The sequence below is a fragment of the Rhodococcus sp. BP-261 genome, assembly GCF_019835205.1.
Classification (GTDB): Bacteria; Actinomycetota; Actinomycetes; order Mycobacteriales; family Mycobacteriaceae; genus Rhodococcoides; species Rhodococcoides kyotonensis_B.
This window is the reverse complement of record NZ_JABUCO010000002.1, coordinates 1-16,908: the sequence shown is the minus strand read 5'-3', so window position 1 is coordinate 16,908 and position 16,908 is coordinate 1. Positions and strand designations below refer to the sequence as shown.

Below are 16,908 nucleotides of genomic sequence, written 5' to 3'. Positions count from 1 at the left end.
CAGCTATCCTTCCACGTCCGTCACGCCGCGAGTGCCAGCAGGGTGGCCGCGCACATCGCCGGGCCGTGTGGCACCGGAGTCCGTGAGCGGCCGGCAGCCGACAGCGCAAGCCCGCACAGGCCGGTGAGCAGCGGTGCAGCAACCGCGGCCACCGCCCACGCGTCGACACCCGACATACCGGTGACACCGCCCAGCGACCACGCCAACTTGACGTCGCCCGCGCCCAATGCGCGCGGCGCCGCGAGATGGACGGCCAGGTAGCAACCGAACAGTGCGACGGCACCCGCCAGCATCGCGGGAACGGCCCCCACGACGCCCGAATACACGGCGATCGCGGCAGCTCCTGTCCCGGTCAGCGAATTCGGCAACCGCCGTGACATCAGGTCGATGCAGGACAGGCACACGCACCACGAGACGAACACGATGACCAGGGGTCCGCCGTCGAGCCATCCGGCGGCCGTTGCAGCGGAAGCGGACCCGAGTTCGACAGGAAGGGTTTGAAAGTACACACACGCATGCTCGCGTGCCTCGCGTCGGCCCTCACGCGGAATGCCCTGGTCGCGATCTGCCCTGTGAGCGAAGAGAACCTGTGGAATCTTCTCAGATCGCGGCGCGCATGGCGGCTCTGGGCGCGGGCTTGCCGGTGAACTGCTCGACCTGGCCGTACGCCTGATTCAGCAGCATCTGCACACCCGAGATCACGGTGCCACCCGCGGTCTCGACGGCCGTGGCCAACGGCGTCGGCCACGGGTCGTAGATGGCGTCGAGGACGACCGGAGCATGCGCGACGGCCGCAGCGACGGGTTCGACGCCGACCGCAGGCACCGTACTGACGGCCACTGCGGCGCGTGCGGCCACACCGGCGAGGTTCGGGTCCGTGATGGTCACGAAGTCCGCGGCCATCCCCGTTGCCTTCGCGCACGCGAGGGTGTCCTGCGCACGCTCGGCCGATCGCGCCACGACGGTGACCGATACCGCCCCGAGCCCGGCGAGAGCGACGATGGCAGGACGCGAGGTTCCGCCTGCTCCGACGACGAGAACCGAGCGACCCGTCAGGTCGACGATCCCCGCCTCGATGAGGGCACCTGCGACGCCGTCGACGTCGGTGCAGTCCGCGCGCCACCCCGTCGCCGTCCGCACGAGCGTGTTGGCCGATCCGGCCAACACCGCGCGGTCGGTGCGCTCGTCGGCGACATTCAGCGCTGCGACTTTGCCCGGCATCGTCACCGACAGTCCGACCCAGTCCGAATCGAGACCGGACACCAGATCGGGCAGCTGTTCGCCCGTGCACAGGATTCGCTCGTACGTCCAGTCGTCCAGCCCGAGCGCGCGATAGGCCGCCAGGTGCAGAAGAGGCGACTTCGAGTGCTCGATGGGACTGCCGAGTACCGCAGCGCGCATCGATCAGCGTCCGCTCTCGAGGAAGCCGTCCTCGACCTTGCCGATGTTCGCCAGATGCTCGTCGTAGCTCCGGGTGAACAGCGTCTCCCCAGCGGTGTTGATGGTCACGAAGTACAGCCAGTCGCCGTCGGCGGGCGCCTCGACTGCCTCGACCGCCCCGACACTGGGCGACGCGATCGGTGTGGCAGGCAGACCCTCCATCGCGTACGTGTTCCACGGCGTCACGGTGGCTCGGTCGAGGTCGGTCGTCGCGACCTCGGTGGTGTCGAGCGCGTAGTTGACCGTCGAATCGAATTCGAGCTTCTGCGGTTCTGCGAGACGGTTGATGATGACGCGCGCGACCTTGCTGAAGTCCTGGGGAAGCGATTCCCGTTCGACGAGCGACGCGGCCACCAGCGTCTGATACGGATCGAGGCCCGAGTTGGCTCCCGCGGTCAGAATGCCGGTGCTCTCGTAGGTCTCGGCGCTCTCGGACACGAGCTGCGCCAGGATGTCGGTGGGCGACGCGGTGGGATCGAAGTCCCAGCTGCCGGCCGAGATGAGGCCTTCGAGCTGACGGTCACGGTCGGGAACCGTGCTCACTCGTTCCGCAGCCCAGTCCGGAACCCCGAGGGTCGACGAGTCCTCGGCCGCGCCTGCGGCGTTGAAGTCCTCGTACGAGATGCAGGTCGGGGTGCCGCTGCCGGTGGTGTCGATGCAGCTCGCCTCCGACAGCAGCGTGTAGATGCCCTTCTTGACCGCCTCGGTGTTCACGTCGCTGGAATCGTGCAGCTGACGGCCCTCGGAGATGACGACGCTGCCGACGCGAGCAGCGGGGTCGACGAGCGCGGTGACGGCCTCGGACGCCGGAACATGACTGGGCAGCAGGTAGTAGCCCGGCTGCACCGCGGAGATCGACGAATTCTGCACGGCAGCGCTCATGAACGCACCGGTGCTGGCGACGACACCCTTGTCGACGGCGTCGGCGCCGATCTGCTCTGCGGTGTCACCGGGATGCACCCGTACGACGACGGACGGCCCGGCGGTTCCCGACGCGAAATCCTCGGGACCGCCTGGTCCTCCGGTGAAACGATCGAATACGAAGTACCCCACTCCGGCTACGGCCAGGACGACGATCAATCCCAACGCCAACCCGACGGTCCGTCCTCGGCGCTTGCGGCGCTCGGCCTCGAGGTCCTGCCGGCGCTGGGCGCGACTGCGGCCGACCTCGCGGGGGCCCGGAGCGTTCACGGCACGATGGAACTCGCTGCCTTCGTCCGTTCGATAGCCGATCGGATCGGTGTGGACCTCGTCCTCGTACCTGTAGTTGTTCACTCGCCGGCCTCCGGAGTCGGACCTGTGTCTTCGGAACTGGTGGTGCTGGTGCGTGCCGCGTTCAGGCGGCCGGAGCGCTCGTCGAGCCACCCCTGCAGGATCGCGACGGCCGCAGCCTGGTCGATCACCGAACGCTGAGCCTTGGCACGGACTCCGCTTTCTCGAAGTGCACGCGCCGCAGTCACGGTAGTCAATCTTTCGTCCGCCATGCGTACCGGCACGCCGGGCAGACGTCGCGACAATGTACGCGCGAAGCCCTCTGCAGCTTTCACCGCCGAACCGCTCTCACCCCGGAGAGTGCGCGGCAGCCCGACGACGATCTCGACGGCCTCGTACTCCCGGACGATCTCGATCACCCGAGCGACATCGGGCGCGTCGGGGCCTTTGATCTTGGATCGGGCGACGGTCTCCACCGGCGTCGCGAGCACCCCACCCGGATCACTCGATGCGACGCCGATGCGCACGCTTCCGACGTCGATGGCTATGCGTCGGCCGGGCCCCGGGTCGTCGTCGCCGGGGCGGTCGGGTTCGCGACGGGACGGCCGGGCCTGTCCGGCGGAATCCGTCACGATCAGGAAGCGAGTTCCGAGATTCGAGCACGCACTCCCGACAGAGCTTGCGCGATACCGTCCGGGTTGGAGCCGGATCCCTGCGCGGTCTCCCCCTTGCCACCACCGCGGCCACCGATCGCGGGACCGAAGCTCGACACGAGTTCACCGGCCTTGATTCCGGCGTCCTGGGCGCCCTGGTTGGCGTTCACGACGAACGGGACCTTGCCGTCGACGGTGCCGAACAGCACGACGACGGCGGGATCGGACCCGAGACGTCCGCGCACGTCGGCGGCGAGAGTGCGCAGGTCGTTGCCGCCGACCCCGTCGGGAGCCTGCGCGACGACAGCGCGGACCGACCCGATGCGCTCGGCCGAGTCGGCCAGCGTCCCTGCCGAGGCCAGAACCGACGCAGCCTTCACCGCTTCGAGTTCCTTCTCCGCGACCCGAAGGCGATCGACGAGCGTCTCGATACGGGCAGGCACTTCGTCGGTCGGCACCTTCAGCGACGACGCGACTCCGGCGAGCAGCGCGCGCTCCTTCGCAAGGTAGCGGTAGGAGTCGAGACCGACGAACGCCTCGACTCGGCGCACGCCGGAACCCACGGACGACTCACCGAGCAGCGTGACCGGTCCGATCTGCGACGAGTGGCCGACGTGGGTACCACCGCACAGCTCCATCGAGAACGGCCCGCCGATCTCGACGACGCGAACCTCGTTGCCGTAGTTCTCGCCGAACAGCGCCATCGCGCCCATCGCCTTGGCACTGTCGAGATCGGTGACCATCGTGTTGACGGCGAAGTCCGCGCCGATCGCGTCGTTCGCGACGGCCTCGATGTCGTTGCGCTGCGCCTCGGACAGGGCGCCCTGCCACGAGAAGTCGAATCGCAGGTAACCCGGCTTGTTGAGCGAGCCCGCCTGAGTAGCGTTGGGGCCCAACACCTGTCGGAGCGCGGCGTGCACCATGTGCGTTCCCGAGTGACCCTGCGTCGCGCCCTTGCGCCATGCGGGATCGACGTCGACGCGGACGACGTCACCCTCGGTGATCTGCCCGGTCTCGACGGTCACCTTGTGCGTCCAGACCTTCTTGGCGATCTTCTGCACGTCGTTCACCTTGACCGACAAGCCGGGCGCGCTGATCGAACCGATGTCGGCGATCTGACCGCCGGACTCCGCGTACAGCGGGCTGCGGTCGAGAATGACCTCGACGGATTCACCCGCAGTAGCCGTCGGAACACGGACGCCGCCGGAGATGAGCGCGAGAACCGTTGCCTCGGAGGATAATTCGTCGAAACCGGTGAATTCGGTCGCTGCGGTGTCGACGAAGTCCTTGTAGACGGACAGGTCGGTGTGCGCATGCTTGCGCGACTGCGCGTCCTCCTTGGCGCGACGACGTTGCTCGGCCATCAGCGACCGGAAGCCCTCTTCGTCGACCTGAAGACCGGCCTCCGACGCCATTTCCAGCGTCAGGTCGATCGGGAATCCGTACGTGTCGTGCAGCGCGAACGCTTCGGCGCCGCCGATCGTCGTCTTGCCCGCAGCCTTGACCGACTCGGCGGCGGTGTCGAACAGCTTCGAACCGGACGAGAGCGTCTTCAGGAAGGCGGTCTCCTCGCCGACGGCAACGGTGAGGATGCGATCGAAATCGGTGACCAGTTCCGGGTACGACTCGGCCATCGTGTCCCGCACGACGGTGACGAACTCCGCCATGCTCGGCTTGTCGGCCCCGAGAAGTCGAGCAGACCGGATGATGCGACGCAGCAGTCGGCGCAACACGTACCCGCGGCCCTCGTTACCGGGGTTGACGCCGTCCGCGATCAGCATCACGGCGGTACGAGCATGATCGGCGATGACGCGGAACCGGACGTCCGCCTGGTGGTCGGTGCCGTACGTGCGACCGGACAGCGACTCGGCCTTCGTGATGACGGGACGAACCAGGTCCGTCTCGTACACGTTGTCGACACCCTGCAGCAGGAACGCGACACGCTCGACACCCATGCCCGTGTCGATGTTCTTCTTCGGCAGCACGCCGACGGGCGGGTGGCCCTTCTTCGGACTCAGGTCACCGCGAACGTCCTGCATGAAGACGAGATTCCAGATCTCGATGTAGCGGTCCTCGTCGACGACGGGCCCGCCCTCCTTGCCGTACTCGGGTCCACGGTCGTAGTAGATCTCCGAGCACGGTCCGCCCGGTCCTGGCACGCCCATGTCCCAGTAGTTGTCCGCGCCGTCACGGAACTGGATCCGCTCGTCGGGCATTCCCGCGACGCGTCGCCAGATCTCGGCAGCTTCGGGATCCTGGTCGTACGCGGTGACCCAGATCCGTTCCGGATCGAAACCGTAACCGCCTTCGGACTGGGGCTTCGTGATCAGCTCCCAGGCGAGCGTGATCGCGCCCTCCTTGAAGTAATCGCCGAAGCTGAAGTTGCCCGCCATCTGGAAGAAGGTGTTGTGCCGGGTCGTGACGCCGACGTTCTCGATGTCGCCGGTCCGCACGCACTTCTGAACGCTCGTCGCGGTCGGGAAGGGCGGGGTCTGCTGGCCGAGGAAGTACGGCTTGAACTGCACCATGCCCGCATTGACGAACAGCAGGTTGGGGTCGTCGAGCACCAACGAGGCACTGGGCACTTCGGTGTGCCCGGCCTTCACGAAGTGGTCGAGGAAACGCCTGCGAATGTCATGGGTTTGCACGTACACAGGTTAACGCGCCGGACTCGGCACAGGCGCAGGCCCCGCCGCGGTCCGCCGCTAACGTCCTCGAACGATACGCCGGAGCTTCCCGACGCGCGTGCCGATCTCCCGTTCGACGCCGTGATCGGTGGGCTCGTAGTAGTCGACGCCGACCAATTCGTCGGGTGGATACTGCTGCCTCAGCACACCGCCGGGATCGCTGTGCGGGTACTTGTATCCGACGGCGTTGCCGAGAGCCTGCGCGCCCTTGTAGTGACCGTCCCGCAGGTGCGCAGGCACGGATCCGGACTTGCCTGCGGCGACGTCGGCCATCGCGGCACCGAGCGCGGCGATCACGGCACCGGACTTCGGCGCCGTCGCGAGGTGGATGGTGGCCTGCGCCAGCGCCAGCCGTGCCTCGGGCATTCCGATCAGCTGCACGGCCGTCGCGGCTGCCGTCGCCGTCTGCAGTGCCGTCGGATCCGCCATACCGACGTCCTCGCTCGCATGCACCACGAGGCGCCGCGCGATGAACCGAGGGTCTTCCCCCGCGGTGATCATCCGAGCCAGGTAGTGCAGCGCCGCGTCGACGTCCGATCCGCGGATGGACTTGATGAACGCGCTGATCACGTCGTAGTGCTGGTCACCGTCGCGGTCGTAGCGCACCGCGGCCTTGTCGACGCTTGCCTCGACGGTCTTCAGGTCCAACACCGGTCCGGATGCGGCGCCGGCTGCCGCTTCCAGCGCCGTCAGTGCGCGTCGCGCATCACCGGCCGCCAACCGCACCAGGTGAGCCATGGCGTCCTCGTCGATGGTCACGGCGCCGTCCAGACCACGCGGATCGTTCGCGGCCCTGGTGAGCAGCAGTTCGATGTCGTCGCTGCTCAGCGGCTGCAACTGCAGCACGAGCGAGCGCGACAGCAAGGGAGACACCACGGAGAACGACGGGTTCTCCGTGGTTGCGGCGACCAGCAGCACGATCCGGTTCTCGACGGCCGCGAGCAGCGCATCCTGCTGGGTCTTGGAGAATCGATGTACCTCGTCGATGAACAGCACGGTCTGTTCGCCTGCGGTCAACCTGCGACGGGCCAGGTCGATGACGCCGCGCACTTCCTTGACTCCGGCCGACAACGCGGACAACGCCTCGAATTTGCGGCCGGTCGCACCCGAGATCAGCGACGCCAGGGTCGTCTTGCCGGTCCCGGGCGGGCCGTACAGCATGACCGACGACGCGCCCGAGCCGTCGACGAGCCTGCGCAGCGGAGCACCGGGCGCGAGCAGATGCGATTGCCCGACCACCTCGTCGAGCGTCGTCGGGCGCATTCGAACCGCGAGTGGCGCGTCGGGCCTGACATACGGGCGAGAGGCGGGCGACGGGGACGTCACGTCGGGTGCGATGTCCTCGTCCTCCGCCTGCGGGGCCTCGAACAGACCGTTCTCTTCGGCGTCGTCGTCGAAGCCCGCACCGAAACCTGTACTCACGTCGAAAACGCTATACGACGGCCGAGCTGCCGATCACCGGTCCCATTTGGCGCGCAGCGCGGTGACGACGCGGTGGGCGAACTCGGCGACATCGGACGCCCCCGTCCGCTCTGCCTGATCGGCGAGCACGCTCCACCGAGCCAGCAGGGCCGCCGAGCGCGGCACCGACAGATGATGTTCGCGAGCAGCAGCGATGCGTGCATGATCGTTCGGCAGGAACCAGTAGGTCGACAGCCACACCCAGATGAGCTGCGCGTCGAGAATCTTGGACGCGAGCACGTGATCGTCGGCGAGGTGCGGCCAGATGCCGACGACCTCGGCACGCCATGCGTCGATCATCGCCTGGGCACGCTCGGTGGACAGATCGAAGTGGCACAGGCAACCCGGGAACGACGCCAACGCATACGTGATGTCCAGAGTCGCGTCGCGGAAGCCACCCCACTCGTAGTCGAGGAACCGGACGCCTTCGTCGTTGACGATGATGTTGTCGGGACACAGATCGGCCGGACTGAACGCGCGGAACGCGCCGTGCGCGAACAGCCGTCCGCTGCGCTCGACACGGTGCAGAATCGACTCCGGCGTCTCCCCCAGATCGAGTTCGTCGGAAAGCATGCGTGGAACGGCAACCAGTGCGTCGGGAATCTGAGCCGCGATACCGTCGTCGGACAGCGGCAGCCCGGCACGCCGCAGCAGTGCTGCGAAATCTTCCTCGCGACCCACGGTTGCCGCGTGCATGCGTCCGAGCGCCTGCGCCATGGCCATGAGCGAGTTGGTCACCGACGCCGTGTCGGAATGCCGAAGCAGCGTCGTGATCGGGCTCGCGTCCCCGAGGTCGCTGAGCACGAGCAGCCGGGCGTGAAGGTCGTAGGCGAGCAGGTCCGGTCCTGGCCTGCTGTCCGTCGCGAGCGCCGTCGCGAACTGGTACGACGCCGCCTCCCGGAGAAACGCCGCCTGACTGCCGGTGGTCTGCTTGCCCTCGTGAACGTCGGCGTCGGCGGCGGTCTCACGGAGCTGCTTGATCACGAGGGTGCGCGGAAGCTGAAATGGGTTCTCGGCCACCCGGACACGGAGAACGACAGCCTGCCCACTGCCGCCGAGGTCGACGGCATCGACGAGCGTGACGGGTGCGCCGGTGCGCTTGGTGAGCAACTGCTGTGCAGCTGCTACAACCTCTGAGACAGGGTCTGCCAATGTTGCGGTCATCGGGTACCAAGGTACCCGGTCGCACCGACCGACTGTGCCCTCCGCAACACAACGAATCGGACGCTTTCCGGTCGACCTGCACAAAGGTCCTGTCGCAGTTGCATCACGACGGTCGACAAAGCTCAGGTCACGGGTGCCACGTCCACCGATACCGAAATTGTGCTGGACTCGGCCTCGGTGTAGATGACTCCGCGCAGCGGCGGCACGTCGGCGTAGTCCCGACCCCACGCAACGGTCGCATAACGCTCGTCGACGAGCTGATCGTTGGTCGGGTCGAACGCAAGCCATGTTCCGTCCGGTGTCCACACCGCGGCCCAGGCGTGGGTCGCGTCGACGCCGACCATCCGTTCCTTGCCGGGAGGCGGTTCGGTCGCGAGGTAGCCCGAGACGTACCGTGCCGCCAGGCCTTTCGAGCGCAGGCACGCGATCGCGAGCCGCGCGAAGTCCTGACAGACCCCGGACCTGGCCCCCAGCACGTCGGCGACGGTCGTCGACACCGTCGTCGAACCGGACTCGTACGTGAAGTCGGTGAAGATGCGGTGCGTCAGATCGACGACGGCGTCACGCAGCGACCGGTTCGGCGGGAAGCTCACGGCGGCGTAGTCACGAACCTCGTCGGTGATCTCGGGAACGTCCAGGTCGAGGACGAACTCGACCGCGGTGGCACCGTCGACGCCGAGGTACTGCGGGCGCGCGGTCTCCCAGGGCGACGTCGTGCCGAGCGCATCGTCGGCACCGGTCGGCTCCGACACCTCGACGAGCGAATCCGCCGTGACCACCAAGGTCTCGTGGTCGGTGGTGACATGAAAGTAGACGTCTTCGTTGCCGTAGACGTCGACGCCGAACGACTGATCCGAGGGTGCAGGCTCGACGGTCACCGATTTCTCGACGCACCGCTGGGCCTCGGTGTCTCGCGGCGCCAGGAAGCCCCGCCCGTACGACGACGTCACACGATCGGAGTACTTATAGGTGGTGATGTGTCTGATGCGGTAGCTCTTGCTCACTCTCGGACCTCGCCTGTCGAACCTCGCAGCGCTCTCGAACCCCACAGCGCACTCGAACCCCACAGCGGCTGCGTTCCGCCCGGCAGAACCATGTGCGTCGCCAACACGACAACCGAAAGCTGTTCGAGCTGTGCGTGAATGCCGTCCAGCAGCTCGACCAACTCGGTGCGCACACCGGACGCGTCGACGCTCTCGAGGTCGCCCGGGTCGACGCGCCGAAGCCGCACGGCCATCTGTTCGACGAGGACTTCCGGCCGTGAGGTGCCCGACGCGTCCGGAAGCGAGCCGAGATCGTGCTTGAGCCGATCGAGCTGGTACACCAACGACCGCGGATTACCTTCGTCGAACAACAGCAACTGTGCGACGGCCGCCGGCCGCGCGGGCCCACGATTGCGACGCCGGTAGATCACCGAGGACTCGGCAGCCGACAACACCGAGTCGATGACTGCCTGCTCGGTCGTCGGAGGCAGCGCGTGGCTCAACGTCGCCGACAGAAGCGCCGTCAGTTGAAGGCCTCGCTCGATGCGCTTGCCGGTATCCATCAGGTACCAGCCCGCGTCACGGACCATCGACTCCGACGCGAGTCCGCTGAGCGACAGAAGGCCACGCAGAACCGACGTGTGCGACGCCGCCAACTGCGCGCCGTTGCCCTCCGAGGCTTCGAGTTCGGCCAGCGCGGTGGCGATCCGGGCCAGCACCGCCCACGTGTCGGTCGACAGCTGGTCTCGCACGCGCCGGGCTGCCTGCTGTACACGGTCGATCGACTGCGCCAGCGACCCGAGTCGGTCCACGGCGAGCGTCAGCGACCGAAGTTCGGACTGTGCGTCGGCGCGGATCTTCTCGTCGAAGAATCCCGGCGCCGTTCCCGACACCCGCGTCACCGCTTCGAGCAGAAGCGGGAGGCTGTCGCTCCCGTCGAGCCACGGCATCGACGAGAAGTCCTGCAAGCGTTCGCGGACTGCGATGAGAAGGCGTGTCATGTCCTCGGCGCGTTCGCTGTAGCGACCGAGCCAGAACAGATCTCCGAGAACACGAGGCGAGCTGACGACGTCGCCTGAGGTTGCCGCGTAGTGCGGAAGCTCTTCGACGGACGAGGGCGGGGTGTGCGCCGCGGCGTCGGCGGGAGTGGCACGTTCGGCGGACCTGACCCAGACGTCTTTGGAGGCCACCGTGATGAGTGGCTCTGCCACCGGCGAGGTGACCAACACCCGGCCGAGACCGCCTGCCATGGGCGTGTAACCGACCCGCTGCGCAACGCTGAACAGCCTGAGACCCACCTCGGCTGCGCCCACCTGACCGCCGTACGCCGAACCCGACGGGGCGACGGCGAACTCGGGAATGTCCTGGCCGACCCACTTCCACGGCTCGGCGCGCACCTTCCGCAGAAGCGAGTCGACGTCCGCTTCGGACAGGTCGTGACCGAGGACGGTCGTGCGCGTGGTCACCGATGTGAACAGCAGCGACCGCACGTGCGACGTCAGGTGAGACAAGCCGGAGCGTTCACCACCCCAGTACGTCGGAGTGGATTCGAGCAGCAGATCCTCGTCCAGCAGCGCCCGGCTGAGCGACGGGAGAAGCGGGTACAGCGCGGGGCTTTCCAGAATGCCGCTGCCGAGCGTGTTGACGACGGTCACTCCGCCGCGGCGCAACACTTCGACGAGACCGACGACGCCGAGACGTGAATCCGGTCGGAGGTCGAGCGGATCGGTGAACGCGGCATCGACGCGTCTGAGCACCACGTCGACCCGACGCAACGTGCCGAGCGAGCGCATCCACAATGCCCCGTCGCGAACGACGAGATCCGCGTTCTCGACGAGCGGAAAACCGAGAATCGTCGCCAGATAGGCCTGGTCGAACGCCGTTTCGGACTGCGAACCCGGACTGAGGACGACGACGACCGGATCTTCTGCCGCAGCGGGCGCCGCGTCGATCAACGCCGACCGCATCGCCCGGGCGAACGTCGACAACGGCCGAGGATTGGTGCCGGCGAACAATTCCGGTGCGGCACGCGACATCACCCGGCGATCGGCGAGCGCGTAGCCGATCCCCGACGGCGCCTGCGTGCGATCGGCGACGACACGGAACCGTCCGTCCGACGACCGACCGACGTCGGCGGCGTGGATGAACAACTGATGCGGGCCGGGCACGGTGATGCCGTGCGCGGCTCTGATGTAGCCGGGGTCGCCGTAGACCAGTTCGGGCGGGACGAGCGCCCTTCGAACCGTGTCCATCGCGCCGTACAGATCGGTGAGCAGAGCGTCGAACAGTCGAGATCGTTGAATCAGGCCTGCTTCCAGGCCTGTCCAGTCGTCGGCGGAGAGGACGAGCGGAACGCTGTCCAGTCGCCAGCGCACGGGGGACGCGACCCGTTCGACGCCGTCGGCCGGAATCGGGTTGTACGTGATGCCGTGGTCGTCGACGAGGCGGCGCACACGTGACTGCAGAGCGCGCTCCCCACCTGGCCCCGCGGCATCGATGCCCCGGACGAGCCGATTCCACTGCGGCCGGACGCATCCGTCGGGCGCGAGAAATTCGTCGTAGCGGGTGTCCGCGCCGCGCAACGTACTGCGGCGTGCGTGATACTGCGACACCAAGCGGTCGGAGACCGAAGGCGAGCCGGGGCTGCCGTCGACCGACCCGGACGCGGGGTCGACCGTATCGACGGGCACCATCGAGTCGTCATTCCTTTCGTGGGACGAGTCGACGCCGCCGGTCACCGGTGGGCACCGCGGTCAGAACAGGACACCCGTGCGCCGGAGATCGAGCATTCCCGGGGCGGTGACGTCGATCGACTGTCGCGCTTGCATTTCGACCAATCTTGCTACGTTCACCTTCCCCGCGGCGAATCCGCCCTCCTCGAACCGACCGTTACGTCGCGATTCCGCCTCGACGGCGTTGACCGGAGGCCCGTCGTACGACCGGCCTCCCGGGTGGACGACATGGTAGGTGCACCCACCGACAGCACGCCCGGTCTGTCTCTCGACGACGTCGAAGTGCAGCGGACTCTGTACCTCGATGGTCGGGTGCAACGCGCTCGGCGGCTGCCACGCCCGGTAGCGCACACCGGCAGCCTGGACGTCGTTCCGATCGGTGCGCAGCAGTGGCACGGGCACGCCGTTGCAGGTGACCAGGTAGCGGCCGTCGTCGGCGCCTGCCACACGCACCTGGATCCGTTCGACCGAGGAGTCGACGTACCGCGCGGTGCCGGACGACGTCGACTCCTCGCCCAACGTGTTCCACGGTTCGATGGCTCCGCGCAGTTCGAGTTCCGCGTCGCCGACGACCGTCGTACCGATCCTGGGAAATCGGAACTCGGTGAACGGGTCGAGCCAGCTGGTGTCGAATTCGATCCCGTGCTCGCGCAGGTCTTCGGCGACGCGTCCGATGTCGGCGGTCACGAAGTGCGGCAACATGTAGCGGCCGTGCAGGTTCGCGCCGTGGCGGACGAGGGGCGCCTTCAGCGGTTCGTCCCAGAACCGGCTGACCAACGACCGCACCAGCAACGACTGCACCATCGCCATCTGGTGGTGCGGCGGCATCTCGAATCCACGCAGCTCGAGCAGACCGAGCCGACCCCGGGTACTGTCCGGGCTGTACAGCTTGTCGATGCAGAATTCGGCCCGGTGAGTGTTGCCGGTGATGTCGGTCAGCAGGTGTCTCAGTGCGCGGTCGACCACCCACGGTGACGCGGTTCGATCCGCATCCGTCATCCGCCCGATCTCGCTGAACGCCACCTCGAGCTCGTAGAGAGCCTCCTCGCGCCCCTCGTCGACGCGCGGCGCCTGCGACGTCGTACCGATGAACCTGCCCGTGAACAGGTACGACAACGACGGATGCCGCTGCCAGTGCGTCAGCAGCGACACGAGCAGGTCGGGTCGCCTCAGAATCGGCGAGTCCGACGGCGTCGTGCCACCGAGAGTGATGTGGTTGCCCCCGCCCGTGCCGCGGGTGGTGCCGTCGTTGTCGAACCCTTCCGTGCTCGGACGTGACTGCCGCGCCTGCTCGTACAGCGTCTGCATCAGATCGTCCTGTTCGCCCCACGACGACGTCGGCTGCACGTTGACCTCGATGACGCCTGGATCCGGCGTCACGGTGAGTGTCTGGATCCGTGGGTCCGACGGCGGACCGTACCCCTCGACCACGACCGGCGTGTCGAGTGCAGCGGCTGCGTTCTCGACGAGCGTGACCAACTCGACGAAGTCGTCGAGCCGGTTGGTCGGTGGCATGAACACGTACAGTGTTCCGTCGCGGACTTCCGCGACGAGGGCCGTCACATCCGAGCCCCCGACGCGACCGCGCGCAGCCTCGTTCGTCTCGACGAGCCGCGCGTAGCGCGCTTCGGCCGGGTCGACCTGCCTGGGCGGACGTTGTGTCCGTTGCTGCAGTGGATCTTTCGGGGCAGTCGGATCGTCCGGATTCTCGGGCGGTCGGCCCGCCCACGTGATCGCGTTCAACGGCAGTCGAAGACCGGCGGGTGAATCGCCCTCGAGCAGAACCAGTCTGCCCCGGCGCAGCGTCCAGTCGGCGCTCTGCCAGCCGGCGCCGTCGGCGCTCCTGCTGATCGGAAGCACGAACGCAGCGGGCTCGTCGGTGCTGGATTCGAGTCGGCGCAACAGTGCCGCCCGCGTCTCCGCCGAATCGGCACCCGGCTCGATGTCGTCGTCGTGCGGCGGGTCTCCGTACGGTTGCCGAACCAGATCCAGAAGTCGCACGAGCGGATCCTCGTAGGCCGGGCGGGCCTGAGTCTCGGGCAGACCCAGTGCCTCGACGAGCTTCTCCACGAGGGCACGTGACGTCGCCGGATCGACAGGGGCGGGCCTACGGTCGTCGGGCGGCCAGGGGTCGGCGACGAGATCGGAGTTCCGCCACAAGGATTCGCCGTCGGTACGCCAGAAGAGCCCGATCTGCCAGCGCGGCAACGGCTCTCCCGGATACCACTTGCCCTGGCTGCGTTGCACGAGCCCGTCCGGAGCGTAGATGGTGCGCAACCGTTCGGCGAGGTCGCTCGCGAGCCGACGTTTGTGCGGGCCGTCGGCCGTCGTGTTCCATTCCGGTGCCTCCTGATTCTCGATCGCGACGAACGTCGGCTCGCCCCCCACCGTGAGGCGGATGTCCTGCTCGGACATCCGTTCGTCGAGGACCGCTGCGGCCGCGCGAACGGCCGTCCATTGCTCGGCGGTGTACGGCAACGTCGTGCGGGGATCCTCGTGGACGCGCACGACGGTGTTCGAGAAGTCGAGTTCGGCCTCGCATTTGCCGGTGGCGCCGGAAATGGCTGCGGCCGTGGAGGGATGGGGCGTCGCGGACAGTGGAATGTGACCTTCGCCGGCGAACAACCCCGACGTCGGATCCAGGCCGACCCAGCCCGCACCGGGCAGGTAGACCTCGGTCCATGCGTGCAGATCGGTGAAGTCGGCAGCGGGACCCGACGGGCCGTCCAGCGATCTCACGTCCGACGCCAATTGCACGAGATAGCCGGAGACGAACCTCGCGGCCAGGCCCATCTGTCGAAGGACCGACACCAGCAGCCAGGCCGAGTCGCGGCACGAGCCGACCCCGGAGGTCAACGTGTGATCGGGCGTCTGCACACCGGGTTCCATGCGGACCGAGTACTCGACGTCACCGAGGACGGCTCTGTTCGCCATGACCAGGAAGTCGATCGTCCGCATCGTCGAACCACGTTCTCGCACAGCAGCGTCGAGCTTCTCCACCCACGCGGTGACGACCGACCCCGGCCCCGATCCCGGCTCCTCTTCGTCGACGGCCCGCAGGTACGGCTCCAGATCCGGAAGGTCGCGTTCCTCGTACTCGAAACCGAAGTGTTCCGCCCAGTCCTCGACGAAGAAGTCGAGAGGATTGATCACCGCCATGTCGGCGACGAGTCCGACGGTGACGGACATGCGATCGGTGCGTTCGGGAAAGACAACGCGCGCAAGGAAATTCCCGAAGACATCCTGCTGCCAGTTGACGAAATGCTCGGCGGGTTCGATAGTCAGCGAGTATGCCTCGATCGGCGTCCGCGAATGCGGCGCCGGACGCAGACGGATCTCGTGCGGATATACCCGCACCATGCGGTCGAACGAATAGCTCGTCCGATGTTCCAGTGCGACCTTGATGCCCATGGCGAGCCCCTCACCTGTCCCGGAATGGGTGCGAATGCACAACCATAGTTCGGGCCAGGCCCACTCGCCTGTCGAGAATCGACAGGTCCGAAAATGCCCGTTCTCCTCGACCTCGTGTACTGCTTGACACACCCTCGGGAATGCGGTTCGCTCACCAGCGCATGTGTAAAGAATTGGTACGCAACTATAAATACTCCAGCCGAGGGGAATGTCAGTGAGCGAGAATCCACCCAATGGACCGCAGTACGGCGGCAGTCCGGACCCCAACCAGCCGCAGTACCCGCAGAGTCCAGCGGGCAACTACCCTCCTCCGGGAAACTACCCGCCTCCCGGTAACTACCCCCCGCCCGGCAACTACCCGCCACCTCCGGCGACCGGCAACTACGGCTACGGGTCGGGCTCGCAGCTTCCGAACGGCGGGCAACCCGGCAGCCTGGGACTGCGTTTCGCCGCTCGCTTCATCGACGGAATCATCATCGGCATCATCGCTCTGATCGCGTACTTCATCGCCGGGGACGGCTTCGTCGGGCAGTTCATCCTCGGACTCGTCAGTGCGCTTCTCGGTTTCGCATACTTCACGTTCCTCGAGTCCAGCCGCGGTCAGACCTTCGGCAAGCAGATCCTCGGTCTGCGGACCCTCGGCGCTGCGGGGGGCAACCCGACGCAGGCAGAGGCAGCGAAGCGGAACGCCTTCCTGCTTCTGAACATCGTTCCGCTTCTGGGCGGACTGTTGGTGTTCATCGCGTACATCGTCATCGCGGTCACCATCAACTCCAGCCCCACCAAGCAGGGCAAGCACGACGAACTCGCTGGTGGAACGCAGGTCGTCAAGGTCGGCTGATCCCCCGGAAAGCAACGCGAGTGGGCTCGTCGCCTCCAGGCGACGGGCCCACTTCTCTTCCCATTCCAATGTTTCGATCCGACAACTCGCAGTGCCCGACGCGACGCAGTCGGTCACAATCTGTTCGAGTCCCCCTACGAGGAGTGATGACCGTGAGCGAGAACCCACCCGACGGACCGCAGTACGGCAGCAGCCCCGATCCGGAACGCCCCGACCTCGGCAAGAACGAGCCGGGACGCGGTTACCCGCCGCCCCCGCAGAACTACCCGCCCGCAGGCGGAACACCCACACCTCCCGGCGACTGCCCACCCCCCCGCAGTTACC

At 67.2% G+C, this 16,908-nt stretch carries 11 protein-coding genes; 1 reads left to right on the top strand and 10 read right to left on the bottom strand.

Features of this window, described 5'->3' with window-relative positions:
* Positions 1 to 20 precede the first annotated feature (20 nt).
* The 10 genes from HQ354_RS02480 to HQ354_RS02435 form a co-directional block, all read right to left on the bottom strand.
* Positions 21 to 425, bottom strand: a complete 405-nt coding sequence (locus HQ354_RS02480) for a prepilin peptidase (protein ID WP_371828798.1) — start codon at positions 423 to 425, stop codon at positions 21 to 23.
* A 175-nt stretch (positions 426 to 600) separates the two neighbouring features.
* Entirely contained in the window at positions 601 to 1,401 is an 801-nt protein-coding gene (locus HQ354_RS02475; RefSeq protein ID WP_222634109.1) for a shikimate dehydrogenase, read from the bottom strand.
* A 3-nt stretch (positions 1,402 to 1,404) separates the two neighbouring features.
* Positions 1,405 to 2,715 (bottom strand): endolytic transglycosylase MltG, encoded by a 1,311-nt coding sequence (mltG, locus tag HQ354_RS02470; RefSeq protein ID WP_068424333.1) that lies wholly within the window; start codon positions 2,713 to 2,715, stop codon positions 1,405 to 1,407.
* Positions 2,712 to 3,284, bottom strand: coding sequence for a Holliday junction resolvase RuvX (gene ruvX / locus HQ354_RS02465; protein WP_068424335.1), 573 nt, complete (start codon positions 3,282 to 3,284; stop codon positions 2,712 to 2,714). Before ruvX ends, mltG begins: the two co-directional genes overlap by 4 nt.
* Positions 3,285 to 3,286: 2 nt before the next feature.
* Entirely contained in the window at positions 3,287 to 5,953 is a 2,667-nt protein-coding gene (alaS, locus tag HQ354_RS02460; RefSeq protein ID WP_222634108.1) for an alanine--tRNA ligase, read from the bottom strand.
* 57 nt (positions 5,954 to 6,010) lie between these two features.
* Positions 6,011 to 7,414 carry a replication-associated recombination protein A gene (locus HQ354_RS02455; protein WP_068424337.1) on the bottom strand — a complete coding sequence of 468 codons (1,404 nt, stop codon included), beginning with the start codon at positions 7,412 to 7,414 and terminating at the stop codon, positions 6,011 to 6,013.
* Between the two features lie 33 nt (positions 7,415 to 7,447).
* Positions 7,448 to 8,617 (bottom strand): kinase, encoded by a 1,170-nt coding sequence (locus HQ354_RS02450; protein ID WP_068424338.1) that lies wholly within the window; start codon positions 8,615 to 8,617, stop codon positions 7,448 to 7,450.
* A 122-nt stretch (positions 8,618 to 8,739) separates the two neighbouring features.
* Complete coding sequence (locus HQ354_RS02445) at positions 8,740 to 9,621, bottom strand: transglutaminase family protein (protein ID WP_068424339.1); 882 nt, start codon at positions 9,619 to 9,621, stop codon at positions 8,740 to 8,742.
* On the bottom strand, positions 9,618 to 12,293 hold the full coding sequence (locus HQ354_RS02440; protein WP_068424340.1) for a circularly permuted type 2 ATP-grasp protein: 2,676 nt from the start codon (positions 12,291 to 12,293) through the stop codon (positions 9,618 to 9,620). Before HQ354_RS02440 ends, HQ354_RS02445 begins: the two co-directional genes overlap by 4 nt.
* A 60-nt stretch (positions 12,294 to 12,353) precedes the next feature.
* Complete coding sequence (locus HQ354_RS02435; RefSeq protein ID WP_222634107.1) at positions 12,354 to 15,743, bottom strand: DUF2126 domain-containing protein; 3,390 nt, start codon at positions 15,741 to 15,743, stop codon at positions 12,354 to 12,356.
* 214 nt (positions 15,744 to 15,957) lie between these two features.
* On the opposite strand from HQ354_RS02435, the gene HQ354_RS02430 reads away from it, so the two are divergent.
* On the top strand, positions 15,958 to 16,584 hold the full coding sequence (locus tag HQ354_RS02430; RefSeq protein WP_254303477.1) for an RDD family protein: 627 nt from the start codon (positions 15,958 to 15,960) through the stop codon (positions 16,582 to 16,584).
* Positions 16,585 to 16,908: the final 324 nt, after the last annotated feature.